The sequence below is a fragment of the Roseobacter weihaiensis genome (genome assembly GCF_020622345.1).
Lineage (GTDB): Bacteria > Pseudomonadota > Alphaproteobacteria > Rhodobacterales > Rhodobacteraceae > Roseobacter > Roseobacter weihaiensis.
In genome coordinates this window covers 233,255-259,387 of record NZ_JACNMO010000002.1, presented here as the reverse complement: position 1 = coordinate 259,387, position 26,133 = coordinate 233,255, and the positions used below count along the sequence as shown (strand labels likewise).

The 26,133-nt window shown below is 61.0% G+C and carries 19 protein-coding genes and 2 pseudogenes; 15 read left to right on the top strand and 6 right to left on the bottom strand.

Translation table 11 applies throughout. From position 1 onward, the window contains the following. Positions 1-168: 168 nt before the first annotated feature. The 4 genes from H7847_RS03560 to H7847_RS03545 are packed head-to-tail and all read right to left on the bottom strand — an operon-like array spanning position 169 to position 4,983. Positions 169-1,239 (bottom strand): DUF4185 domain-containing protein, encoded by a 1,071-nt coding sequence (locus H7847_RS03560; protein ID WP_227268007.1) that lies wholly within the window; start codon positions 1,237-1,239, stop codon positions 169-171. Beyond that, the gene (locus H7847_RS03555; protein WP_227268006.1) at positions 1,199-1,513 is read right to left on the bottom strand and encodes a hypothetical protein; all 315 of its coding nucleotides are present in this window, start codon (positions 1,511-1,513) and stop codon (positions 1,199-1,201) included. Before H7847_RS03555 ends, H7847_RS03560 begins: the two co-directional genes overlap by 41 nt. Positions 1,514-1,530: 17 nt before the next feature. Then, positions 1,531-3,081 (bottom strand): protein O-mannosyl-transferase family, encoded by a 1,551-nt coding sequence (locus tag H7847_RS03550; RefSeq protein ID WP_227268005.1) that lies wholly within the window; start codon positions 3,079-3,081, stop codon positions 1,531-1,533. 57 nt (positions 3,082-3,138) lie between these two features. Next, positions 3,139-4,983 carry an AsmA family protein gene (locus H7847_RS03545; protein WP_227268004.1) on the bottom strand — a complete coding sequence of 615 codons (1,845 nt, stop codon included), beginning with the start codon at positions 4,981-4,983 and terminating at the stop codon, positions 3,139-3,141. A gap of 519 nt (positions 4,984-5,502) precedes the next feature. Between H7847_RS03545 and H7847_RS03540 the strand changes: the two genes are divergently transcribed. The 13 genes from H7847_RS03540 to H7847_RS03480 all read left to right on the top strand — a co-directional run bounded on the left by H7847_RS03540 (position 5,503) and on the right by H7847_RS03480 (position 22,496). Continuing rightward, a complete protein-coding gene (locus H7847_RS03540) occupies positions 5,503-7,056 on the top strand; it encodes a UbiA family prenyltransferase (RefSeq protein WP_227268003.1) in 1,554 nt (517 codons plus the stop codon). Continuing rightward, entirely contained in the window at positions 7,050-7,490 is a 441-nt protein-coding gene (locus tag H7847_RS03535; protein WP_227268002.1) for a GtrA family protein, read from the top strand. The genes H7847_RS03540 and H7847_RS03535 overlap by 7 nt, the downstream gene beginning before the upstream one ends. Next, on the top strand, positions 7,487-8,812 hold the full coding sequence (locus H7847_RS03530; RefSeq protein ID WP_227268001.1) for an FAD-binding oxidoreductase: 1,326 nt from the start codon (positions 7,487-7,489) through the stop codon (positions 8,810-8,812). The genes H7847_RS03535 and H7847_RS03530 overlap by 4 nt, the downstream gene beginning before the upstream one ends. Next, positions 8,809-9,579, top strand: a complete 771-nt coding sequence (locus H7847_RS03525) for an SDR family oxidoreductase (protein WP_227268000.1) — start codon at positions 8,809-8,811, stop codon at positions 9,577-9,579. The genes H7847_RS03530 and H7847_RS03525 overlap by 4 nt, the downstream gene beginning before the upstream one ends. Before the next feature lie 10 nt (positions 9,580-9,589). Beyond that, positions 9,590-11,188, top strand: a complete 1,599-nt coding sequence (locus H7847_RS03520; protein WP_227267999.1) for a hypothetical protein — start codon at positions 9,590-9,592, stop codon at positions 11,186-11,188. A 725-nt stretch (positions 11,189-11,913) separates the two neighbouring features. After that, positions 11,914-13,425, top strand: coding sequence for a glucan biosynthesis protein (locus H7847_RS03515; protein WP_227267998.1), 1,512 nt, complete (start codon positions 11,914-11,916; stop codon positions 13,423-13,425). After that, on the top strand, positions 13,401-15,302 hold the full coding sequence (mdoH, locus tag H7847_RS03510; RefSeq protein WP_227267997.1) for a glucans biosynthesis glucosyltransferase MdoH: 1,902 nt from the start codon (positions 13,401-13,403) through the stop codon (positions 15,300-15,302). Before H7847_RS03515 ends, mdoH begins: the two co-directional genes overlap by 25 nt. A gap of 816 nt (positions 15,303-16,118) precedes the next feature. After that, complete coding sequence (locus H7847_RS03505) at positions 16,119-17,108, top strand: TRAP transporter substrate-binding protein (RefSeq protein WP_227267996.1); 990 nt, start codon at positions 16,119-16,121, stop codon at positions 17,106-17,108. Continuing rightward, positions 17,105-17,668, top strand: a complete 564-nt coding sequence (locus H7847_RS03500; RefSeq protein ID WP_227267995.1) for a TRAP transporter small permease — start codon at positions 17,105-17,107, stop codon at positions 17,666-17,668. The genes H7847_RS03505 and H7847_RS03500 overlap by 4 nt, the downstream gene beginning before the upstream one ends. Positions 17,669-17,671: 3 nt before the next feature. Beyond that, positions 17,672-18,970, top strand: a complete 1,299-nt coding sequence (locus H7847_RS03495; RefSeq protein WP_227267994.1) for a TRAP transporter large permease — start codon at positions 17,672-17,674, stop codon at positions 18,968-18,970. A gap of 24 nt (positions 18,971-18,994) precedes the next feature. Continuing rightward, positions 18,995-19,660: an RraA family protein gene (locus tag H7847_RS03490; RefSeq protein ID WP_227267993.1), complete on the top strand. Its 666-nt coding sequence runs from the start codon at positions 18,995-18,997 to the stop codon at positions 19,658-19,660. A 317-nt stretch (positions 19,661-19,977) separates the two neighbouring features. Further along, positions 19,978-21,570 (top strand): gamma-glutamyltransferase, encoded by a 1,593-nt coding sequence (locus H7847_RS03485; RefSeq protein WP_227267992.1) that lies wholly within the window; start codon positions 19,978-19,980, stop codon positions 21,568-21,570. Beyond that, complete coding sequence (locus H7847_RS03480) at positions 21,567-22,496, top strand: 2-hydroxyacid dehydrogenase (RefSeq protein ID WP_227267991.1); 930 nt, start codon at positions 21,567-21,569, stop codon at positions 22,494-22,496. The genes H7847_RS03485 and H7847_RS03480 overlap by 4 nt, the downstream gene beginning before the upstream one ends. 2 nt (positions 22,497-22,498) lie before the next feature. Here H7847_RS03480 and H7847_RS03475 read toward each other — a convergent pair whose 3' ends face one another. Next, the gene (locus H7847_RS03475) at positions 22,499-23,422 is read right to left on the bottom strand and encodes a LysR family transcriptional regulator (RefSeq protein WP_227267990.1); all 924 of its coding nucleotides are present in this window, start codon (positions 23,420-23,422) and stop codon (positions 22,499-22,501) included. 106 nt (positions 23,423-23,528) lie between these two features. Between H7847_RS03475 and H7847_RS27090 the strand changes: the two are divergent. After that, a pseudogene (locus H7847_RS27090) lies at positions 23,529-23,888 on the top strand (hypothetical protein); the annotation flags it as partial. Positions 23,889-24,164: 276 nt separating this feature from the next. Here the strand turns inward: H7847_RS27090 and H7847_RS03465 are convergent. Further along, positions 24,165-24,629, bottom strand: a pseudogene (locus H7847_RS03465) (dihydroxy-acid dehydratase); the annotation flags it as partial. A 342-nt stretch (positions 24,630-24,971) separates the two neighbouring features. Between H7847_RS03465 and H7847_RS03460 the strand changes: the two are divergent. Beyond that, entirely contained in the window at positions 24,972-26,126 is a 1,155-nt protein-coding gene (locus tag H7847_RS03460) for a fumarylacetoacetate hydrolase family protein (protein WP_227267989.1), read from the top strand. Positions 26,127-26,133 lie beyond the last annotated feature (7 nt).

Genomic DNA, 26,133 nt, shown 5'->3' with positions numbered 1-26,133 from the left:
CTATGAACAGGAACGGCCCCTGGAACGGGCGATATGTCGCATTCTGAAACCGCCAAAGGAATGCGCAAAACGCTGCCGAATGGACGCCCGATCCCTGCGCATTGTCGGATTGGCATATATCCCGCAGATCGAGCTTGGGTCCTCACCTCATCAAACGCCGTTATGCCATCATTCTGTCGGCGTTGACGGGGCGGGTATCGTACTCACCTGCGTCGCGAGCGTTTCCGGATCAAGCCGCGCCTTCATCAGGAACACATTATAAAGAGGTTTCCACCGCGACATCGTAAAATACAATTCACCATCGATATCGGCACCCGGTACGATGTAGGGCGCATAAAGGCCCGGGTAATCGCGGCTGTCGGCTACGATCTGCATCTCGCTCCATGGTCCGGTCAGCGCAAGCGCATGGCGTAGAACAACGGCGCGCAGGTTCGGTTCATAATACATCATCAACCAGCGCTGGTTCGCCTCGCTCCAGGCAACAGACAACTCGCCAACTGACGGGGGCACCACCTCAACGGCCGCACGGATGTTCGGCACCCAGCGCGCACCATCCCAGTATTCATAGGACGCAGGGTCGAGCATCGCCTCTGGCGTGACACGGCCCAGCTTTGTGCCGCCAAACCGCCCCTGTGGAATGCCAAAGACATAGATCATACCGCCCCGCTCCACATAGGCCACCTGCTCGAACCCGGTTCCGGCAGGCCACACCGCCGTCTGCGATCTGGTCCAGGTCTGGCCATTGTCCTTTGACCAGGCCAGGCCGGAGCGGCGCACATACCAGCGGTCATCCGGCCCCCACATGCGCACGGACATGTAGTGCATGATCATCTTGCCCGAGGCGGAAATCGCATTTGTCGGGATCACCGTCCATTCAACGCCCGGCACACGCGAGGCGCGCACCAATTCGCTGGCGGAACCGTCGGCTGTCTCGGCCATCGCCGCAAAGGACAAACCGTTTCGCGGATCAGGATCGGCGATCCGGGCGAGCACATTGCTGCGCCAGTCCCCGCCATCGGGCCCGTAGGTATCACCGAACATCATGTAAAGGTCATCGTTGTGCAGGAACATATGCCCCAGATCGGTGCCATGCACGTTCCACCTGTCGGCTGTCGCATTCGCCGACGCAGCCCCGGTCAACTGGGTCACTACCTCTGCCGCGCCGACCTGGAGGCCGGAGACGGGTGCCTCGGCATCCTCATCCAAGGGCGCCACCAAATCCGTGGGCGATGCGAACATCATGCCCCCGAACGGGATTTGCCCGGCGGCGTGGCCCGGTTCGATATACACCTGATTGCCGCATGTCGCTTGTGACATCAAAAGAACCAGAAAAATCGTAAACTTCTTCAACATCGGGGGCCTGTTCTCCCATGACGGAGTTCCAACGGGTGCTCCGGTCCGAGGGTTGAAAGGCAAAGCCCGACACCGGCACGGGCAATAATTGACCGATGTTGAAGCAATAATAAAGCGATTTATCGCCTATTTTTGCATTTTTTGAATTTGTGATGGACATTTAATCATTGCCTCGAATCAGCCACCTCCCTCAGGCTGATCCGGCGCGGGTGGCTCGGCCCGGTCTTCGCACAGAAAAGCGTAGGCAGGCCAAGGTGTTCCGCTGGGTTGTTCAACCGGCATCGTCCGGCAAACCAGATCGGGGTGCCGGTGCTCGATCCATTGTAGAAACTGTTCACCGTCGGTGGGTACGACCAGACCACCCACCGGATCGCGCCTGGCAATCTCGGCCTGTGTACGCCATGTCACGCGATAGCTGGCCGGTTTTGGCACCTCGCCCAGCAATTCATGATAGAGAGTCGCCATGCGCAAACCATAGGTCATCGACACCACCGGATCCTCCACGGGCGACTGCGGAACGATAACCTCCAGTGTCTCCACCAGATTTGGGAAAATAGGCTCGCGTGTGGACAGATACCCTGCCATTTCACCTGTCCGCACGACGCCATACGCAACAAATGCCATGCCAACCCAAAGACGGGCCCCGGGCCAGCGCCCCAGCCACCAGCCAAGAGCTGCAATCGAACCGATCAGCAGCGGCCCGAGAACCGGCAGATGAAAGGCCCGGATGTCATAAGCACCATACCAAAGCGTGAAAGGGACAAAGGCCAACCCGATCCCCAGTATCAACGCAAGCCCCCGCCAACTGGCATCGCGGCGGCGGTGTCCAGCCACAAAAGCCAGAAAGCCCGCGGCGATGACCGGGGCTGACAGCCGGGGATGTGCAAACTGCAGGGTGTTCAGCAGGATCTCCGTGGTCTGGGTCGACGCAAGGCCAGACCCGTAAAGGTCGCCAAAATAGGTTCCCGCGATATACTGGATCAGTTCGCCTGTTGTTGGCGGCAGCGGCATGTATTCGGAGTAAGCGGTGCTGGGGGCGTGTGTGACCCAAGCCAGATAAAGGTACTGACTGGCCCCTGCCATGACCAGCAACAGGACGGTTATGATGATCCTCGGGCGCAGCAAAATACGGAAATGCGCAGCCGTGACCCACAAGAAAACGGGCACCAGCATGATCATCATCAGGTGATTCCCAAACGACAGCGCATAGACACCGCAGGCAGCGATGAAGTATCCAGGCCCCTTGGTATCGATAAATCGAAGGAGCAAGAAACCAACTGACAGGATGAACGCCAGCGCAAGCGGATAGACCTCCGCCTCGGTTGACTGCACCGCCATCAGCCCCGCGCTGCCCAGAAGCAGGGCAGCGGCGAGACCGAAGACACCGCTGCCTGTCAACCGACCAACGATCAGGAATGCCATGGTATTGGCGATCGCCCCCGGAACTGCGGCCATCAGAAAGGTCATCACCCACCATGGCTCAAAAGGCAGGGCCAGCGCCCGCACAAGGGCCCCGAGCATCAGGACAAAGGGGTAGCCCGGCCCGTGAACCAGAATGGATGTGTGGCCCAATGTCTGGAACTTGGCAGAATCCCCGGCATTGAGCATCCCTCCTAGTCCGGGGAAAAGGCAGTAGCCATAAAACACCAGCCAGAAAAGCAGCACGCAGGCCGCGATCAAACGACGGCCCCAATGCATCCCGATCAGCGCAGGGTCATTAAGCGACATAGGAGTTAACTTGCCTTCCCGACATCAGGCTGCGCGCATGGTGTTGTGATTGCCCTGTCAGTCTTCATCATAGGCATCGACCCGTGCTGCCGTCACGGTCGGCACACCGGCGGCAACCACCGGCGCAAACACTGTCCCCCCCACACCAAATGGCAGGTCGACAAGGGTATTTTCAGACCGCGACCCTGTCTCAGATAACGCCAACAACACCGCATTGCCGCCGACATTCATGGTACCTTCCGTCAATTGAACCTCGCCCAGCATGTTGATCCCGAACCGCTCGCCCGCAATGTGGACCTCCGAAACGCTGGCGGTCCCCGACACCAGATCGACACGCGCGTCCAATTGATCGAACGGCGTGCGCCCTGCGGCCGGGATAAGCGGCCCGTGCTCTTCGGTCATGAATTCGCGACCTCTGACCAGCGTTTCCAGCGTTGCAACCAGATCCGTCCCCGTCAGACTGCCATCTTTCAGCTGTGCCCTGACCGATCCGTTCAAACTGTCCACCAACTGGCCAAGCGTATTGCCGCGGGCATTTACATTAAATGTGCCGTTCATCATCCCCTCCGGCAACTGCGGCGTACCGATTGGCGGTGGCGGTCCTATCGCGGCCAGAAACTGGGTGATCTGGCCGACTGACATGGCATCAACACGCCCAGCAGCCGTTAACCTGACGGGTTCGCCGGTCCCCTGTTCAAGCGAGAGCCCCGCCTGCACATGGCCAAGCCCCTCCCTGTTTCCGGACAGATCCAACGATGTGGTGCCATCACGAACAACCAGTGAGAGTGCCGCCCGATCAAGCGTCAGATCCCCAATCGGCAAGGTGTCTCCTGTCAATGCGAAGTCCAAATCAAGACCATCAAACCCGGCCAGTGTCACAGGGACGTCGACCCAGCGGTTGTTATCCATCTCCGTGACACCCGCGACCAAGGCGCTGACCGTGGCGGGCAACCCCAACAGCTGCGCCATCACCGGCCGGTCTGCAGTTTCCGCGCGCAGATGGCCTTCAGCTTCGAGCCCGTCCAGCGAAAACGTCGCATCGGAGATAGCAACCACCTGCGGGGTCACCGAAAACATTCCCTCGACGACCATCGAACCGAGACCAACTGCCGACAGACCCAACGTCTCTGCCGCTTGCCGCAGTTTCTCGGTGATCTCGTAGGGAATCCCCGGATCAGACGCCGCGACCTCGCCCTCTTCGCCGTGATGTCTCGGACCCACCCGGAGTTTCAGACTGGCTTGCGTGCCGCTGTCTGAAATCAATGCGCGCAAGTCATCCAATTGCAAGTCAACACGCAGGTGACGCGCGCCCAGGAACACCCCCCCTTTTATCGCAACTGCATCCGTCACCTCATCGGCCCCCAAGCGCAAATTGAGGCCGGATACTTTATGACGGCCCATCATGCCGCCGAAACGCAGGGTGCCATCAACAAGTATCACTTCGCTGAACTGACGTGTCCGCCCGGTCGAGGCGCCCCCTCGACCGCCTGGCGGCACAGAGGCCGCAAAATGCTCCGCTGGCCTTTGCAAATCGATGTCGGGACGCAAAAGCATCAGCTCGGCAATTTCGACCCGGCCAAACAGCAGCGGAAGAATCCTCAGCGGCGCAACAATAGTGTCAGCGGTCAAGACAGGCGCCGCATCGGCATCGGAGACGGATACAAACGCCGGATCAGAAACAATAACACGGAACCCCGGTTCAATGGCGATCTCGGCATCGGCGTGCAGCCTGTACGCCCCACCCGTCCAGTGCCCGACGTGGTTGCTGATCTGTGCTTGGACGAGCCTTTCCGGCACCAGAGCCGGACCAAGAAGATACGCGCCCGCACCAATGGCAACGATCCAGACGAGCCACCAACGCAGCCCGGACGCCAAGCGTCTCAACCCCATGCGAAGTTGCATTGTTGCTCCCTTATCCTTCATGCGTCACAGCGACAAAGAGATCACCACCGTGACAGACCTCAAGCAATGACCAAAGACCGACCCAAGTCGATGGCCCCGCTTCCATCCCGCCAAAACACCTCGCACACTACATACTCCTGAATCACATGATCGTAAGCACGCGAACCCAATTTGACGCCAACATCCAGAAAATGATGAACCAGACCCGGGAAATATACTATTTTTCGCCGGTAAGTCGTCGAATCTAGCGCTTTTTTGCCAGACCGGACGCTGCGCACGAAACGCGCTCGTATCCTGTTGATTGTCTCGTCAATCTAATGTCTGCGCCCCTCAAGGGATTCTGATTGTCGCTGAAAACAAGGTGACCACGATGCGCGCGCGTCACACCGACGCGCCAGTCAGAAGCCCGGTTCGTAGCCGTTGGAGGGGTCTGATTTCGGGTCTGGATGGATCCCTCGTTGCGCCTATGCCCTATGCCGGGCTCGCGATGAAAACCCGTAACTAAGGAAGGGCCTGGATATGACTTTCAAAGCAAACACCGGTCCGCTTCAGGGCGCCTCCGCTGGTGTCATGGATGCAAATCTTGGGATTGGCAGGTTCCCGGGCAAATCTGTCGCGACCGCAAAATATGCCACCGCGGACGATCTGGATATGGATGTGAACGTGCCACTTGTCGTCGATCTCGATGGCACACTCCTGCGATCCGATCTTCTGCTCGAAACGGCGTTTCGCCGTCTGGGGAATGACCCTGCTGCTGCCTTTGGCATGCTTGGCGCACTCAAAAACGGAAAAGCCGCGCTGAAACACTTTCTGTGCGATGATGCGGAGTGCGCACCCGCCACACTGCCCTATGACGAAACGGTTCTCAGCATCCTGCACCGGGCCCGGGATGCCGGGCGTCGGGTCTATCTGGCCTCTGGATCGCATGAAAGCTTTGTCAGCGCGATTGCTGCACATCTCGTTGTTTTTGATGGATTTTTTGCCACCACATCATCTGTCAATCTATCTGGTCAAAACAAGGCAAAGTGCCTGGTCGATCAGTTCGGCGCAGGTGATTTCGACTATATCGGAAACGCTGCCGCAGACCTGCCGGTGTGGAAAGTCGCGCGACAGCCGATTGCGATCCGCACTTCGGGATCCGTGTCAGCGAAACTGCGCGAGATGGCACCGGGCGCGTTGTTTCTGGACCACAAACGCGCGTCGCTGAAGAGCTGGGGCAAGCAACTGCGGGTGCATCAATACGCAAAGAACGCACTGGTATTCTTGCCAATGTTCGCAGCTCACATGTTTGACTTTGCCAGTCTGTTCACCGCGACCCTCGCGGCGTTGGCGTTCTGTTTTGCGGCCTCCGCCTGCTACATGCTGAACGATCTGGTGGATCTGGCCGAAGACCGGATACATCGCACCAAGAAAGACCGGCCCCTCGCGAAAGGAGACATTCCACTGATCCATGCGATCATTGCAGTGCCCATATTGCTGGGATGTGCGACCATCGTGTCGCTGTCCATCTCCCTTCCGTTTGCAGGGGTGCTCGCGGTATACTTCGTATTAACAACGCTTTACACGCTACACCTCAAGCAGATTCTGCTTGTCGACGTGCTGACCCTGTCCGGCCTCTATACCATCCGGATGATCGGTGGTGCGGTCGCGCTCGGGATCGGCCTTTCGTCCTGGCTTGTGGTTTTTTCGCTGTCTCTCTTCGTCTCTCTGGCCTTGATGAAGCGGTTTGTGGAACTGGCGGCACGTATCGATTCTAAAATGCCCTCGCCAGCCAATCGGGATTATGAGAATTCCGATCTGACCATGTTGGCCGCCCTCTCCGCAGCGGCAGGTTTCAATGCGGTCACGGTGCTGGCGCTCTATGTCTCTGGCTATGCGGTGAGCTCGCTTTACACGCATCCCGACTTGCTGCTGCTGGCTTGTCCGATCCTGACCTATTGGATCGGGCGCGCGCTGATCCTTGCCCAACGCCGCAAGATGCAGGACGACCCGGTGGTCTTTGCCCTCAAAGACCCGATGAGCCGATTGAGCGGTCTGGCCATGCTGGCCGTCTTCGTGGCCGCGTCATGGTAGCATTATCGCGATCTGTGGTTCGGTTGGTCTCGGACAGCCACCCTTCCCTGCGCTACGCGATTTCGGCGGTCGTGTCGGTCGTGGCAAACCTGGTGGCGCAGCAGATCACGGTGGTTGGGGCATCTGCGGCCCCGCTGATGGTCTCGATCATTGTAGGCACCATCGTCGGCTTTGCCGTCAAATACCTGATCGACAAGACCTGGACCTTCCGCGAGGCCTATACCACCCCCAAGGCAGAAGCGCATCGCGTCACCCTGTCGGGCCTTTTCAGCGTCCTGACAACACTGATCTTTTGGGCGTTCGAGTTGGGCTTTTACGCAATCTGGCAGACTGATTTTGCGAAATACACAGGTGCTGTTCTCGGGCTGAGCATCGGTTATATCATAAAGTTCTGGCTCGACCGGCGCCACGTGTTTCGGGAAGCAACAGTGTGAAGGACCTCAGCGGCTGGGGCCGATATCCGCGCCAGATCGGGGCGCAGACAACCGCGGCGACCCCTGATGAGGCAGCCACCGAAACGACGGGCAGCGCGGGTCTGATCGCGCGCGGTCTGGGCCGCTCCTACGGTGACGCCGCCATCGGGCGTGAAACCACGCTGTCCATGACAGGGCTGAACCGCATGCAGTCTTTCAACCCCGAAACCGGTCTGCTTGCGACCGAGGCCGGGGTGTCACTGGACGACATCATCGCCTGCTTTTTGCCGCGCGGTTACTTTCCAGTTGTCGTTCCGGGAACGCGGTTCGTTACCGTTGGCGGCATGATCGCATCGGATATCCACGGCAAGAACCAACACAATGACGGCACCTTCGGACATCACGTCGCGTGGCTGAAACTGGCCCTGCCAGATGGTCAGGTCGTATGCTGCGCGCCGCACGAAAACGCAGCCCTTTTCCAAGCCACCATCGGCGGTATGGGGCTGACCGGTACGATCCTTGCGGCCGGTTTCCGGCTCAGGCCCGTGTCCAGCGGATGGATCCGCCAAACCACCCATGCCGCCAAGAACCTGTCAGAGGCGATCGCACTGCTGCGCCAGACTGAAAAGGCAACCTACACCGTCGCCTGGATCGACGTGCTGGCGCGGGGGGCATCCCTTGGGCGTTCGCTGATCCTCGCGGGCGAGCATGCCACAGAGGACGATCTTCCGGGGGGGTACAAACAATTTCCACCCGCCCGCACCGGACGTCTGGGCGTCCCGGTAGAACTGCCGGGGTGGGTGCTGAACACCGCGTCAGTTTCTGCATTCAACGCTCTTTACTATCGACGCGGCGCCAAGAGATCCGGCCAGACCACACTTGTTCCATGGGACAGCTACTTTTTCCCCCTCGACAGTATCTCGAACTGGAACCGTATCTATGGCCCGCGCGGCTTTGTGCAGCATCAATGCGTGATCCCAAATGAAGACGCCGAGCAGGTGATGAGCACAATCCTTGACCTTCTGTCGTCGCGCGGCGAGGGCTCTTTCCTTGCGGTGCTGAAATGTCTGGGGCCCGGGGCCGGGCTGATGTCCTTTCCGCGCGATGGTCTGACGCTGGCACTCGACCTGCCGGTCAGCGAAAAAGGGTTGGGGCTGCTGGCTGAAATCGACGTGCTTGTCGCACAGGCGGGCGGGCGCATCTATCTGGCCAAGGACGCCTGCCAATCGCGGGCCACATTCAGCGCGGGCTATCCGAACATCGCGGCATTTCGGCAAGTCCGACAGGATATCGGGGTTGCCGGCCATATGGCGTCGAAATTGTCCGAAAGGCTTGCTTTATGACGAACCTGCACAAACCCAAATCCATCAGTACGGGTAAGAGGCTGTTGGTCATCGGGGGTACGTCAGACATCGGGCGGGCCGTCGCTGATGCCTACGCGGCCAAGGGATGGGGTGTCGCACTCGCCGCCCGTGACGTTGAACGGGCGCGGCGAAACGCGGACGACATCCAAACCCGCCACGGCACGGATCACGTCTCGGTCCACCCCATCGACATCCTCGACACCGCCAGCTTTGACGCTTTCATCGACAGCCTTGGCGCGCTGCCCGACAGCATTGTCTGCGTCGTGGGCATGTTGGGGGACCAACCGCGCGCGCAGGGCGATCCCGATCACGCGACCGCGATCATCAGGACCAATTTCGAGGGACCCGCGCTGCTGCTGGAGGCGCTGGCGGGGCGGCTCGCCGCCCGCGGCGACGGGCTGATCGTCGGCGTCAGCTCGGTCGCGGGCGACCGCGGGCGAGCGTCGAACTACGTCTATGGCGCAAGCAAGGCCGGATTTTCAGCCTATCTTTCGGGCCTGCGCAATCGGCTTTCGCAAACAGACGTGCGGGTCGTGACCGTCAAACCCGGCTTTGTGCGCACCTCAATGACCGAAGGCATGGATTTGCCCGGCGCGCTGACAGCCGCCCCCGAGGCCGTTGCGCAGCGCATTCTGGGCCTGCAGACCGGCAACGCCAATGTCGTCTATGTCTTAAGCGCCTGGCGGCTGATCATGGGCATCATTCGCGCCTTGCCCGAACCGATCTTCAAACGTCTGAAACTCTGAAGGCTTGCCTATGCCACGCCCTTTCAACATGCGCTCACCCGTTGTCCTGACCGTTGTCGTGACCATTGCAATCTGCAGCGCGCTCCTCATCCTGCCAGGGGCGACAGCCACGTCCCGATACTTCAACGACCTTCTAATCTTCCTCGATGGCGGCTACCGGGTGGTCGAGGGCCAAGTGCCGAACCGCGACTTTCACACCGCCCTGGGGCCCTTGTCGTTCTATCTTCCGGGCTTTGGGTATTGGGTCACCGGCAATCTGGGGCTGGCGATGCCCGTCGGACTGGCCGCCCTGATGATCGTGACGGCACCCATCATGATCCATGTGCTTGGAACGCGGGTCAGACCGCTGATCGCCGTGCCCTGGGCCATCTTCCTGCTTTTGCTGATGATCACGCCGGTGAACACCGGGGAAATGGTGATGAACATCTCCTTTGCGATGTTCTACAACCGGATCGGCTGGGCCCTGATCGGGCTCCTCTTGATCATGCATTTGCGTCCGGAGCGGCCCCTACGTCATCAGGTTGCCTGCGACACCCTGGCCGCGACGGCGCTAACCCTGATGATGCTGTATACAAAGGCAACCTACGGCGTTGTTGCATTGGTCTTTCTATTCCTCATGCTGTTGCACCCCGTGCAACGACGTTGGGCGGCGGCTGCGATCCTGCTCACGGGCCTGTCAGGGGCCGTTATCGAGATGTTCTGGGGCGGCACGCGGATGCACATCGCGGATCTGGCCGTTGCGTCGAACGTCAGCGCCGTGCTGCCCTTGCGCGACTATGTCGTGTCACTGCTTGAGACATCCGGCGAATATATCGTGTTCGCCTGTCTGGCAGGGCTGGCTCTTTGGCAAAGGGGCCGCTTTACGGATTTTCTGTTCTACGGGTTTTGTCTGGGCGCGGGATATGCGTTGCTGATGCAGAATTTTCAGGTCCGGGGCATCGTGACCTTGCTTGCAGGCGGGGTCGTTGCGGCCGAACACCTGTCGCGCCAATGGCGACAAGGTTTGACATATAGCGTCGACATGATGACACGCGGTGCGGCCTTGTTGGTGATCGTCCTGATGCTCCCGGTTGGGTTGTCCTCGGCGGCCGCCTTGGGGCTGCATGCCACAATGGTCGCAACAGGTGCGGGCATCGCCTTGAACACACCAAACGGCAAGGACATCCGTGTGGTCAACACCCTCGATGACGGGCAGTTCAAATTCTACGCCAACTATGCTGAATCCCTGGAAAAAGGGGTCGCGGTACTGGAATCGCTCAGCCCACCGCCGACCAAGGTTCTGGTCATGGATTTCGTCAGCCCCATGACGTCGCTTGTGGGGCTCAACCCGCCGCAGGGGGGGACGGCATGGATGCATGATGGACGCAATTTTGACGCAGATTTCCACTTTTCAGCCGACGCGCTGCTCGGGGGCGTGGATGTGATCATGATCCCCAAACGCCCCATTGCCGAGTCGACGACCGACCTTATGGAAGAGCTCTACGGCCCCTACATCGGCAAACATTTCAAAGCGGTGCGACAGACCAGGCTTTGGCGGGTTTACCAACGCCAGGAGCCACCGCTTTTGCCTACGGAAGACTTTTGGAATGCCGCGCATGTGCCCCGCTGATGAGATGTGCCTGGCCCGGATCCTCGGCGTGCCGCGAGCCAGCCGCGGCGAGAGGCAGCGTAATGCGCGCCAGCCCCTATCGACATGAGCTCAGCGCCTGCGACGCGGATGGGACAGCGGGACACGTTCTTGCTGGCCGATATCGGAAAACATCGGCGTCCCGAGATGTCTTCTGGTCGCGCATCAGGTCTCCCGCCGAAAGGACACTTGCCTAAATTTGCCGCAACCAAGGCCAGTCCAACCAGAGTTTTTCGACAGCCTGTTAATCTTTAGGCAATAAACCAAGGTCATTGGCGAATTATCGCGGTCGGGGGTCCGGGTGAATGTCGCAGTACCGGCGGTGGAAACGGATGGCCTGCCACAGCACCCCCGGGGCCTCAAAAACCGCCCCTGACAGGCTGTGACGCGTTCATTACATGGCATTTTTTGTCTCTGGGACGCCTCTGGCGCGATTGCAGTCATCCGCTTGTCAGCAGGCCCGACACACAATGGGCAAAATCTGGCGCATGACGCATGGCCTGATGGCGAAATACGTCAGCAATTCCTCGCCGTTCTGAGGGCCGCTGCTTTGTTACGTCGGCCCCTGCCCTTTATATATCAAACAGTTCGCCGACCTCTGACCACAGCAATTGAAAAACCTCTACCGGCTCTGGGCTTTTGATGCATGCGGCAGACGCACCACAGCCCCAAAAAGGCCAACAAATAAGAAAGGTAGCCCCGTTGTTATGATCTCAAGACGTGCTCTTTTGGCCGGCATGCTCGCATCCACTGCGACCGCCGCCTGGCCCGTGGAAAACCTGATAACGGCCGAGACGCCGTTTAGCACGGAATGGCTGTGGGACCACGCCCGGAAATTGGCACAGCAGGAGTATCAGGCAAAGCCATTGATCCCCGCCGCGTGGCAAGAGCTGTCTTTTGAAGACTTCAACAAGGTCCAATTTGATCCCCAGAACGGCATCTGGATCGATGAAGACAGGCCGCTGAGAATGGATCTATTTACCGCCGGGCTTTACACAAAGCGTCCCGCAACGATCAGCATTGTGGAGGATGGCGTTGCAAAAACACTCGGCTATGATCTGTCGCTGTTCGAGGTCAGGGGCGATCTACCCGATCTGCCGGTGGATGATACGATGGGATATTCCGGGTTCCGCCTGCGGACCACACTGAACACCCCCGATCACTTTGACGAATTCATCGCGTTCAAGGGTGCAAGCTATTTCCGCGCGGTGGCCAAAGGTCAGGGCTACGGGTTGTCGGCCCGAGGTCTGGCGCTGCGCACGGGTGACCCGGACGGCGAGGAATTCCCCGATTTCACCGATTTCTGGGTCGAGGCTCCCGCCCCGGGGGACACGGTATTCACGGTTCACGCCCTGCTGGATTCGCCGTCAACCACCGGGGCCTATTCGTTCCGGACAACGCCCGGCGACACGACCCGGGTAGAGGTGACAGCCACGCTCTTCCCGCGCGTCGATCTGAACCATGTCGGGCTGGGCACCCTCACATCGATGTTCCTGTTCGATGAAACCAACCGCAGCCGTTTCGAAGATTTCCGCCCCGGCGTGCACGACAGCGACGGCCTTTTGATGTGGAACGGCGAAGGCGAACGGATATGGCGGCCGCTTGCAAACCCGAAGGCGCTTGAAATCAGCGTATTCCTGGACAAAAACCCACGCGGCTTCGGCCTGATGCAGCGGACCCGCGATCCTGAGAAATTCGCGGATCTGGAAGCCTATTACGAAAGGCGCCCGTCTCTCTGGATCATTCCGGACGGGGACTGGGGCGCCGGCACCGTGGAACTGGTCGAAATCCCGGCCGATAAGGAAATCTACGACAACATCGTCGCCTATTGGCGCCCGTCGGAACCGATGACTGCCGGGTCCGGACACAGCTTTGGCTATGCGATGGAATGGGGCGATCAGGCGCCAGGTCTGCCCGATCTGCCGCGCGTGTTGAACACACGCATTGGCAAGGCCTCCGACCAGATCGACACAATCATTGCAATCGATTTTGCCAACCATGCCCTTTTTGGCGAAGATCTTTCTGAAATCCAGGCCCTGATCACTGCGGATGTTGGCAAGGTATCCAAGGGTATTTTGCAGCGCAATCCAGGTACCGGAGGGGTGCGACTGGCATTCCGCCTTTCGCCTCAGGATGCGACACGGATTGAATTGCGTGCACAACTGGCCAAGGGCGACACACCGGTCAGCGAAGTATGGCTCTATCGATGGACAGCATGACCCCTTTGCAAAACGCGGGCCAAATGCCCGCACCGAAACCCCTGCTGCGACCGATCCAGAATCTGGACCGGCCGTTCAGGGATCCCACCGCTCCGCCAACACGGTCACACTCCCTGACCCCCATGTGGCGCGTTGTGGTCTTTCTGCCGGCGATGATCGCGACCTTGGGGCTGCTGGCCGCCTTTACCGGCTGGTTCGCCATGAACGGGTTTTCCTGGTTTGAAGGTGTCGTGGTCGGGTTGATCGCCTTTACATTTTTCTGGATATCGCTCTCTGTCAGCACGGCACTCGTGGGTGTCGTGACATTGCTGCGCCCCCGGCCCTGCGGCGAAATGGAGAAGGGTCCCGTCAAACCGCTCGACGTGGCCCTTTTGATGCCGATCTACAACGAGGTCACATCCGATGTCTTCGGCAACGCCGCCGCGATGTTGGCCGCGGTGCAAAATGAAGAAACAGCGCATAGTTTCACGCTCTTCATGCTTTCCGACACGCGCGACGCCCGCACGGCCGAACAGGAACTGCTGGCGTTCCAGACCCTCCGGGCCTCCTTTCCCGGCAAGGTCTATTATCGCCGCAGGCCCGAAAATATTGACTGCAAGGTGGGCAATCTGAACGAGTGGATCGAACGCTACGGCGGAGCCTATCCCGCAATGCTGGTTCTGGACGCCGACAGCCTTATGAGCGGTTCTGCAATTGTTGCGCTGACCGATGCGCTGGCCCGGTCGCCGGGGGCTGGGCTGGTCCAGTCGTTTCCAAAACTCATCGGGGCGCAAACGGTTTTTGGCCGGATGCTGCAATTCGCAACGCGCATTCACGGCGCAGCCCCGGCCGAAGGGCTGGCAAGATGGACAGACCGGGAAGGCAACTATTGGGGGCACAACGCCATCATCCGGACCGCCGCCTTTGCCACCTGTGCCGGCCTGCCAAAGCTGAAGGCCCGGCGCGGTGCCGCACAGCTCATCCTGTCACATGACTTTGTCGAGGCCGCCCTGCTCCGGCGTGCAGGGTGGTCGGTCCACTTCCTGCCACACATCGAGGGCAGCTATGAAGAGGCCCCCGCGACGTTGATCGACTTTGTCCTGCGTGACCGGCGCTGGTGCCAAGGCAACCTGCAACATCTGCGGCTGCTTGGAACACGCGGTTTTCACGCGGCCTCACGGTTCCATCTGCTCTGCGGCGTGATGAGCTATCTTGTCTCACCCGCCTGGCTTGCGCTTTTGCTTGTCTGGGCGCTGTTTGGTGACGGCACAGAAACCAATGCAGTGCGCTATTTCAGCGGGTTTGACCCGCAGGTCAGCTGGCCGGATGCCAACACCGGGAATGGGCTGGTCATCCTTGGGTTTGTGTACGCCATGCTCTTGGCGCCCAAACTCATGGGGGCTGCGATCGCGCATCGCACGGGCATTCGGATGCAGGACGTGGGCGGCACACCACAGTTCATCGTCTCGGTGGTGACGGAAATTCTGCTGTCAATCGCCTATGCCCCGATCCTGATGGTGCAGCAATCGATCTCGGTGGCCCGCAGGGCCGTGGGGTTCAGTGAGACCTGGTCACCGCAACAACGGCACGGCGGGACATACTCCCTTGCCGTAATGGCAAAGTTTCACTTCTTTGAAACACTTATCGGCACGTTGTTGGTCGCGGGGATTCTGCTGGGGCTCGTGACACCATGGCTTTCGCCGATTGCGGCAAGCCTGTTTCTTGCCATACCCCTGTCCGCACTCGGCAGTGTGAACCTGAACGCAAAAAGCTGGTCAGCCCGACAGCTCAGCACGCCCGAGCAACTGACCCCACAAGACATCATATGCCACGCCCAGGCTGAGCGCCGGCGGTTCGCCATGACACCCTCACCGTCTCAACCAATCGCTGCGGAGTAACGGGCATAGAACCGTGATCCCCGGCGGGCGAGTGGCGTCTCCACCGTGGCGATCCGGGCTCGGAGGTGCCGGTTTGTCCAGCATGTTACGGCATGCTACCGACAAGCTGTGTGCAGCATCGACATAGCGATTTCGCTCACCCGACGGGCGGTCGCACCGGCCGAATTTCGCGACTGTTTCAATCCTTCCTGGCCTGTCTGGCAGCGCTGCCAACAGCTTGCAGAAAAGCAGGTCATGGTGCTCAACGACGGGACGGGTGGAGCCTTGACAGACAGCACTTCGGGCCGCTGGATTGCGATGTAATGATCGGGCGCGCGGTCCCCATCAGCGCGGTCCCTGGCGCGCTTCCAGGTGGCGCCAGTCGATCGACCCACCTCGGGTCAAAGGGCAGGAATCATACAATCGCAGTAGATAAAGAACGCTTGATAAGCATATGAAAAAAATACTTTTCTCTTTTAGGATTCTCTATCCATGACAACCTGTTCGATCTGCCCGTATCAATCCGTCTTTCTTTGCCTGCGCTCTCCTTTGCACCGTCAGCCATCCGGGCCAGATTGCCAGCGGTCCGACCTGAGATGAAACGGTCCTTTTCGAGATGAGACACAAAGATGCGCTACAGGATGTCGCGCCGGGGCAAGGGACGGCCATCGCAATCTGATGGTCCGGGTTTCACATGCCAGCTGAACGCCGGCACAGCCCTGACCAGGGACACTTCCGTCAATTAATTTTTTCGATGACACACAATAGAAATTATGATTGGAGCTTGCCCCCGAAGTCGTGGAACACTTGGCGCATGCACATCTTAGGGAGTGACCTATGACCAAGACATTCAAACTGACAGCGCTCGCCATTGCCGCCTCCTTGCTCGCGCAGTCCGCCCTGGCCGAGACCTGGCGCATGGCAACCAAAATGCCCGTCGACAGCCCCGAGGGCAAAGTTTTCCAGGCCATCGCAGATAAAACGGCCGAATATTCCGGCGGCACGCTCGAAATTCAGGTATTCCCGAATGAGCAGCTGGGCAAGGAAGACGCCGTGCTGGAGCAGTTGCAAAGCAACGTGGTGCAAATCTACGCCGAAGGGTTTGGCTTTCTGAAAAAATGGGTGCCCGAAACGTCATGGTTCAGCGCCGCCTTCATGTTCGATGACCGTGCGCACTGGGCACGTTTCGTGAACGGTGATCTGGGAAAGGCCTGGTTCCAGCAGGTCGAGGAGGAGGCGGGTGTGACCGTGCTTGGTGATCCCACCAAGATCCTGCGCGGGCCCTATCGCGTGATGGTCTCTGGCCCCGAAGTCAGCAGCCTTGACGATATCGCGGGCCTGAAGCTGCGGATGCACCCCAACCAATTGGCCATCGCCACCTGGTCGCATCTGGGCGCCGAAGTGATCACCCTGCCGTGGACGGATGTCTACCAGAGCATCGACAGGGGCCTGATCAGCGCCGTGAACAGCCCCGTTGCTCTGGTGGAATCCATGCGGTTCAACGAAGTGGCCAAACACATCGCGCGCACCGATGAATACCACCAGTCCATCGGTCTGATGGTCAATGCCGAAGCGCTCGCCGCGCTGGACGACCAGCAACGCGACGCCCTGATGCGCGCCTATGACGAGGCCGCGGAACTGAGCGTGCAACTGATGAACGAAGCGACTGAGAGCAGCATGGCGCGGATGACCCGCGCCGGGATCACCTATACCGAGCTTGACACCGCACCCTTCGTGGCCCGCATGGCCGAATTCTACGCGGATCTCGAGGCCAGGGGCGAATTGCCCGAAGGCTTCCGCGCCGCCGTTGAGGCTGCCCGTCAATGACCCCACGCCCCCGCCCTGTCCCAAAGGCCATCGCGGTGGCCGATGCCCTCCTCCTGCGGATCGGGCGGGTGTTCTCCCGGATGTGTGCGTTCTGTCTTCTGGCCATGCTGGCGCTGACCGCCGTAACCATTCTGCTGCGCCCCTTCGACGTCAGCTTTTACTGGATTTTCCCCTGGGTCATGGTGCTCTTCGTCTGGCTCAGTTTCTTCGGGTTTTTCCCCGCCATGATCTTCAACCGCGACATCCGCATCGACTTTGTCGCCCGCCTTTTCGGCGACATGGGCATGCTGGTGACCCGCATCGTCGGACAGGTCGTGGTCCTTTTCGTGCTCTACTGGCTGCTGCTGGAACTGCCCGCCATCGTGGCGCGTCAATCCGGCAGCATCGACGGCGCATTGCTGCCCTGGGGCGGCGAGGTCAAACGCCGCCTGCTCTCGCTGCCGCTGCTGCTGTCGTGCCTCTGCATCACCGCCGCACTGCTGGTCGATATCGCCAAAATGCTGCTTGGCCTGCCGGAACGCGGCAGCGACCGGCTCCCCGGCGAAGTCGGAGACGCATAACCCGTGGCAATCCTCCTCTTCACTGTCTTCATCGCGCTCATTCTGCTGCGCGTGCCCGTCAGCTTCGCCATTGGCGCGGCGGTGGTTGCGGCCTTCCTGACGTCGGACTTCTCCAACGCGATGCAGGTCATCCCGCAGCAGATCCTCGAAGGCGTCGACAAGGCCTCGCTCACGGCGGTGCCCTTCTTCATCATGGCCGGAAACCTGATGAACGCCGCCGGGGTCACCGACCGCATCTTCAATTTCGCCAATGCGCTGGTCGGCCATTTCAAGGCGGGCCTGGCACAGGTCAACGTGCTGTCGTCGATGATCTTCGCGGGCATCTCGGGTGCTGCTGTCGCCGACTGTGCAGGCCTGGGTGCAATCGAGATCAAGGCGATGCGCGAGCGCGGCTACAAGCCCGAGTTCGCCGCCGCCATCACCGTCGCATCGGCCGTGATCGGGCCACTGATCCCACCCTCCATCGGGCTTGTGATCTATGCCTTTCTCGCCCAGCAGAGCATTGACCGGATGTTCCTCGCAGGCGTGATCCCCGGCCTGCTGGTGGGCCTGTCGCTGATGCTCTGGGTCCGCGCCATCGCGCGCTTCAAGGATTTTCCCACCCAGCCCCGCGCACCGGCCCGGGAGGTCGCCCGCACCGGCATCGACGGGCTTCTCGCGCTCATGGCGCCCGCGATCATCCTCGGCTGTATCCTGTCGGGCTTTGTCACCGCCACCGAGGCTGGCGTGCTGGCCTGCATCTACTGCATCGGCCTCGGCCTCTGGTATGGCGAGCTCACCTCGAAATCCTTCTGGGAAGCCCTGAATGAGACCGCGATGATGACGTCTGTCATCATGATCATCATCGGGTTCTCCATCGCCATGGGCTGGTTGCTGGCCATCGAACAGGTCCCGCAAGGGGTCGCGGAATGGGTGTTCAGCCTGACCGAAAGCAAATCCGTCTTCCTGGCCCTGATGATGGTTTTCGTGCTGCTGATCGGCTGCGTCGTCGAAGGCGTCCCGGCCAAGCTGATCCTGGTGCCGACCCTGCTGCCCCTGGTTGATCTTTACGGCATCGACCGGGTGCATTTCGGCATCGTGCTGCAACTGGCGCTGCTGATCGGCATCGCAACACCGCCCATGGGCATCGGCCTCTATATCGTCTCCGAAGTGGGCCGGGTGCAGTTCGACAAGGTGGCACTGGCCACGCTGCCGCTGCTGGTTCCGCTGCTGGTCGTGCTGATCCTGCTTGCCTATATCCCCGCGCTCTCCACCTTCCTGCCCGACCTGATCCTCGGGCCTGACACCTCCATTCTTTACTAACCGGAAAGGCCCAAGATGTATAAAATGCGCCCGCTCCCCGCTGCCGTCGATCCGTCCTATCTCGACCGCCTTGCCCGTCTGGAAACCGCCACCATCGGGCATACCCATCAGTTCGGGTTTGCCGACCCGTCGCTGCAATCGGTGCTGCCCGGCAAGACGATCGTCGGCACCGCCGTGACGCTGGCCCTGCCCGGTCAGGATTCGACCCTGCTGCATCACGTGATCGCGCAGCTCCGCCCCGGAGATTTCCTGGTCATCGACCGTCTTGGCGATATGCGCCATGCCTGTTTCGGCGGCGGCGTGGCGCTGGCTTGCAAGCAGCAGGGCTTCGCGGGCGCTGCCGTAGACGGCGTGCACACCGACACCTCCGAGATTGCCGAGCATGATTTTGCGCTGTGGTCCCGGGGGGCCTCCCCGATCACGACGCGCCTTTATGATATCGGCGGCGGCTTCAACGTCCCCGTCTGCTGCGCGGGCGCGGCGGTCCTGCCGGGCTATGCCGTGCTGGCCGATGAAAGCGGGGTGCTTTTCATCGATCCCGACGATCTGGACGAGGTGATCTCCACCGCCGAAGTCAAGACAGAGCGCGGCCTCGCCACCCTGAAGCGGCAGAAAGCGGGCGAAAAACTGGGCGCGATCAGCGGTGCCACCGCCAAGGTAGAGACATGGCTCGCAACCGCCAAGGGCTGATCCATGTCGGCTATGATCTCCGGCCCCCGATCCGTTTTGGCGCACGGTGGCCCCGCACCGGCCCCGCACCGGCATCGGCCTTGTTCACAGACAAATTCCTATGACCCCGCGCGGATTCTCAAAACCATCTATGATCCAATGTGTCGCCACGCGGGCTCTACTGCCGCCGAAAACGGGGCCAGACAGTTGAAAAGCACGCATTTCCCCAACAGTCTGGCAGAGGCCAACAAAAACCTGATATTCGGCCGGCGTTGCCCGCGTTACCCGACCAACCTCTTCAACCCGCATGTCCGGTCGCTGCCCTCAGAGGAGGTTTCATGAACCACGACACCGAACACTGGACCGTCTCAAAAACAGCCACGACCCACCCGGACGGCATGGTCAGCGCGCAAAGCATCCTCGCCGCACGCGCAGGTGCGGCGATGCTGGACCGGGGTGGCAACGCGGTGGATGCCGCAGTTGCAACAGCCCTCGCCCTTGGCGTGACCGAGCCCTGGATGTGTGGCCTGGGCGGCAGCGGCCTGATGGTGATCTGGCTGGCCACCAAAGAGCGCGCCGTGACGCTCGACTTTCAGGGCGTGCTGGCCGGGGCGACCGATCTCGCCGATTATCCCGTGGACCCCGATCTGCCGCAAACGCTGATGGGCTTTCCCACCGTCAGGGGAAACGCCAATATCGAAGGCTATCGCGCCATCACCATCCCCGGGGCCGCCGCCGGGTTCGAACATGCCCTGCGCAAATGGGGCACCCTGCCGCTCGCCACTGTCGCCGCGCCGGCGATTGCGCTCGCCCGGGGCGGGGTCGAGGCGACATGGTTCACCACCCTGCAGATCGCGCTGGCCAGCCCCGTTCTGGCCAGGGATGCGACCTCGCGCGATATCTACAGGCCCGGCAGCCACCCTCTTGCCCCGGAAACGCCGATGGTCATCCCCGGCCTTGCTGACACGCTCAACCGTTACGCCGAGGACGGGGCCGAGGGCTTTTACAGAGGTGATCTTGCCCGGGACATCGTTGCGGATCTCAACGCTGGCGGGTCGACGATCTGCAGCGGCGATCTGGCAGGCTATGAGGTGCTTGAGACCCCTGCCCACACCCATGATCATCGGGGGTCCACGGCGCATGTCATGGGCGATGTCAGCGGCGGCACCCGCCTGCGCGATTTCCTCGCCCATGGTGCAGCACATATCCCGACACCACCCAACCGTCCCACGCCAGACACATGGAGACACTACGCCACCGGTCTCAACGCCGCCTTCCGGGCCCATAACGCGCGCATCGGGCGGGAGACGGAAAAGGGCGCCTGCACCTCGCACCTTTCCACCGCCGACAAACACGGCAACATGGTCGCGCTGACCCATACGCTGCTCAACCGTTTCGGCGCTGGCGTGACCCTGCCACGCACCGGCCTGCTGATGAACAATGCCGTCAGCTATTTCGATCCACGCCCCAACTGGCCCACCAGCATGGCCCCGATGAAACGCATCAACGCGTCGAACATGTGCCCCACGGTGGTCACGCGCGGGGGTCAGGCCGCCTTCGCGCTCGGCGCCTCCGGTGGCAACCACATAATGCCCGCGGTGGCGCAGGTCATGGCGCTCATGCTCGATTTCGGCCTGTCGCTGGAAGAGGCGATGAACCATCCCCGGCTCGACGCTTCGGACCGCGCATCGGTCCGCGCCGATCCTGCGCTTGGCCAAGCGGTTCTGGACGCATTGGCGCAGGATCATGACCTCGAGATCGCACAGCGGCTGGTGTTCCCCAAGCTCTACGCCTGCGTGTCCGCGGTCGCCAATGAAGGCGGCGTATGGTCCGGCCTCAACGACCCCTCCCAACCCAGTGGCGGTGCCAGCGGCCCTGCCCCGTTCTCCGCCGATCCGGTTTCCGGCTCACATCAGGATGTCCGCGCATGACCATCGCCCTCTCGCTTCCCAACCCTGAAAAGCTGATCTGGTGGACCAAGCATCTGGGCAAGCTCCTGCCCGAACATGATGTCAAACCCGCCGACAGGATCACGCGACCCGAAGAGGTACGCTATGCCGTCGTCTGGCAACCGCCCGCAGGGTTGCTCGCCGGCTATCCAAACCTCACGGCGACGATCTCGATCGGGGCCGGGATCGACCATATCGCTGCCGATCCCGACTACCCCAAGGCGATCCCGGTGGTGAAAACCATCGGCCCCGACATGACGCAGCGGATGTGCGAATACGTGGCACTGCATGTGCTGCGCCTGCACCGCCAGCTTCCCGATCTGCAAGACGCCCAGCAGCGCGGCGACTGGCACCAGATCGTCACGCCCACCGCCCCCAACCGCAAGGTGGGCGTTCTGGGGCTGGGCCATCTCGGCCGCAGTGCCGCACTCAGCCTGCAGGCCCTTGGCTTCGACGTCGCGGGCTGGTCGCGCCGTGGTGATGCGCCCGATGGTATCAAAGGCTACGACACCAGCCAACTCCACACTTTCCTCGCGCGCAACGATATTCTCGTCTGCCTGCTTCCCCTCACACCCGACACCCGCGGCATCCTGCGTGCCGACACTTTCGCGAAAATGCCCAGGGGTGCATCTGTCATCAACGCGGCGCGCGGTGCGCATCTGGTGGAGGATGACCTGCTCGCAGCCCTCAAAACCGGCCAGATCTCGCGCGCGACGCTTGATGTGTTCCACACCGAACCGCTGCCGCGTTCTCACCCATTCTGGGCCCACCCGGATGTGCTGGTCACCCCGCATATTGCCTCGCTGATCGATCCGATCTCGGGCGGCGAGGTCATTGCCGCCAATATCCGAACCCTCGACGCCGGCAAAACGCCAGACGCGCTGACCCATGTGAGCCGGGGCTACTAGGCTCACTCGCCTTCGATGTAGCTGCACCACGCCGGGTTGGCCGCACACCAGTCCCGCGCAGCATTGGCGCTGACCCGCACCAGCCCCTCCACGATTTCGCCACGCGCCATGTTCGCATAGGCGCAGCGCACCTTCAAAACGCGCGGCGTGACCCTGACCGGGATCACCTTGACCTCGCCCGAGGCGAGCGCATCGGCGGCAACGACCGCCGGGATCGCCGCGATCCCCAGCCTGGCGGTGATCATTTTTGCAATGGTCCCGACCGCATTCGCGGTATGGCGTGGCCCCGCCTTGTACCCCTTGCCGACAAGCGCGTCCGACAGCGGGAAAAGCGGCGAGGTGCGTGGATATTGGATCAGGGGCATCGCCGCCAGGTCGCGGTCGGTATAGACCTCCTTGGAAGGGTCCAGCAGCTCCGCATGACAGACCCAGCGAATGGCATAGTTCACCGTAAAAAGGTTGGAAATCTGCATCTTCGGCGGCGCGTTCGACAGGAAGGCGATATCGACATCGGCCGCCTCCACATGGCGGGCCAGCTGAAAGTCGGACGCGCTGATCAGATCGCATTGGGTGCCGGGCATCTCGACCGCAAGCTGACGCATCATGTCCGGCACCCAGGTCATCACGGAGAGCGACACCGCCGCAACGCGCATTTTCTGCACCGGGGCGCCTCCCTCCTCCGCCCGCCGCATCATCGTGTCGCGCAGCTCAAGCAGACGCTCGGCATAAACCTGCATCTCATGGCCGCGCTCGGTCAGGGTGAAATGGCTCTTACTGCGGTCCACCAGGGCCGCGTTCAGATGGCTTTCCAGCGCAAAAATGCGTGCGGTGACTGCAGGTTGCGTGATATTCAGCTTATCGGCCACCCGCTGGTGGGTGCCCAGCTGGGCCAGCCAGTAAAACGCTTCGACATGTTTAAGGTTCATATCCGCACCCTAGGCCAGCATCGCCCGCGTCAAAAGAATTTCTTATGTAAGACAAAAAAACTTCGATTTTGCCAAGCCATGGGCGTTCCCCCGCAAGATCGCTTGCATGAAAACATCTCAAGACCTGCGCCAACGCCTTTGCAGCGGGCAAAGCCTTTCCGCCAGCTGGCTGTTTCCGGGCATCGTGCACGGTCAGGAAAACCCGATCCCGGTGTTGCATGCCGCGAAGTTCTGCGAAGTACAGAGATACCTGTTCAAGACCGGCCGCCAGATGTCCGCCCTGCCCTTCCTGATCCGCGAAAGCACCTGGCTGGGTCTCTCAGAAGCCGATCAGGCCGCGCTCACGGAGGCCGCCGCTCATGGTCAGACTGTTGTTGAGGAAACGATGGTCACCTTCACGGAAACGCTCGCATCCCACCTCGCCGCCCGGGGCGTGGAGATCATCGAGCCGACGGACGAAGAGAGCGACGTCTTCCGCGGGTCTGATCGATCAGATCCATGCGATGCCTCGATGAACCCGGTCCACGGGCAGTGCAAGACGCCCGCGCGCCGATCATATGAATGGGCGCCCAGACCCAATATGCCGGGGATGGGACATGGCCTGCAATTCTCGGCAAAAACCTTGCCTGTCCTGCACCCCAAACCGGGAAACCGACCAAAGCTCCTGGACAATCTGTTGCTGCGCTTCATCGGACAGGCAAGGGTGGCACCTTGGCCGCCCCAAGCCGGTCATTTCCGCGTGGCGCGGCAGGGTGCGTGCGATCCTTTGATAGGCTGTCGCCATTTCCAGACACCCGCCTGTGGCCAACTGACCCACATTCCGGCGGTAGATTTCCTGCCAGGAGGTCTGGTGCTGCAACGGCGGGGCAATCCAGGCTGCGGCGCGCGGGGCCCAGTCTTCCTCGGACATTAGCGCGTGCATCCTGCCCGCCGTCAGATCCAGCCGCACCCGGTCCCCCGTCCGGAGCAGGGCCAACCCGCCGTCCACTACCGCCTCGGGCGCGGCATTGAGGATCGACGCGCTTTCAGAGGTGCCCGATTGCCGCCCGTCCCCCACGGTGGGCAAATGGTTGACCCCCTGCCTGATCGGCGCATCGGGCGGCTGCATGTTCACCACCTCCGCTGAGCCGGGATAGCCGACGCAGCCCACGTTCCGAATGAACAGGATGCAATCGCCATAAATAGCCAGCGCAGGGTTGTTGATCCGGTCCATCAGAAAGACGTGGATCTTGTTGCAGGGCGTCAGATCGCTGCCCGTGTTGGCGATGCCGATGACGGGACGGCCCGCTTGCAGCTCTTCGCGGGTGAAGATCGCTTCTGGTAGCGCTCCAGATAAAGCGCGGTGATGCCGGGGGTATTCGGATTGTCGAACCATTCCTAAGAGCGGAATGTCTTGTTCGCGCGCCTGTTTGACATGGGGGTTTCCTTCACGGGTCGATTTTCCGACATCATTTGCAAAACTGTGGCATGCGGGTCTTGCCTCTGCAATGTATTTTTGTATCTTGTATACAAAATACTTGCACCGGGAATGAAACAAAAGGGGGGCATCATGCCGCCAACACCACCCAGCCTGACGCTGCCGGAGGATGGCTGTTTCGTCGGACGTATCTGGCACCCGGAACTGCGCGGGCCGTCACTGGTGTGCCTACGCGATGGTGCCGCGATCGACATCACCACGGCCGCGGCCCCGACCATGCGGGACCTTCTGGAGCTGGAGACCCCCGCGGATCATGTCACCGCCATCACCGGCACTCGGCTGGGAGACCTCCAGCAGATCGTAGACAACACATTGTCCGGGACAGGGGTCCACCTGCTTGCGCCCAACGATCTGCAGGCGGTCAAGGCCTGCAGCGTGACCTTTGCCCGCTCCATGGTGGAACGGGTGATCGAAGAACGGGCCGCCGGGGACCCCGCGCAATCAGAGGCGATCCGGGCGCAGATTAGCGGCGTGATCGGCGACAGCCTGCGCAACATCAAAGCGGGCTCTGACAAGGCCGCAGAGGTCAAGGAGGCGCTGTGCGACATGGGTCTCTGGTCGCAATATGTGGGGGTCGGCATCGGCCCGGATGCCGAAGTGTTCAGCAAGGCGCAGCCGATGGCCAGTGTCTGCTGGGGCGCACGTGTCGGTTTGCACCCGGTGTCGGCATGGAACAACCCTGAACCTGAAATCGTGCTTGCCTGTGCCAGTACGGCAGAGGTCAAGGGCGCCAGCCTTGGCAATGACGTGAACCTGCGTGATGTGGAGGGACGCTCGGCGCTGCTGTTGGGCAAGGCCAAGGACAACACTGCCTCCTGCGCCATCGGGCCTTTCATACGCCTTTTCGACGACAGCTTTGGCATGCAGGATGTGCGCCACGCACAGCTCGACAAGGTGATCGAGGAGCTCGAAGGCTACCGGCTGGACGGGCACAGCGCCATGACCGAGATCAGCCGCGATCCGCTCGATCTGGTGGCGCAGACCTGCGGCGGGCATCACCAGTATCCTGACGGCTTCATGTTGTTTCTGGGCAAACTCTTTGCCCCGACACAGGACCGTGATGTACCCGGCGAAGGATTCACCCACAAGACCGGCGATATCGTCACGATCCGCTCTGCCAAGCCCGGCAGCCTGCGCAACGAGGTTGCACTGTCGCCGGACTTTGCGCCCTGGACCTTTGGCGCATCGCACCTGATGCGCAACCTCGCCCTTCGGGGCCTTCTTTGACCTTATT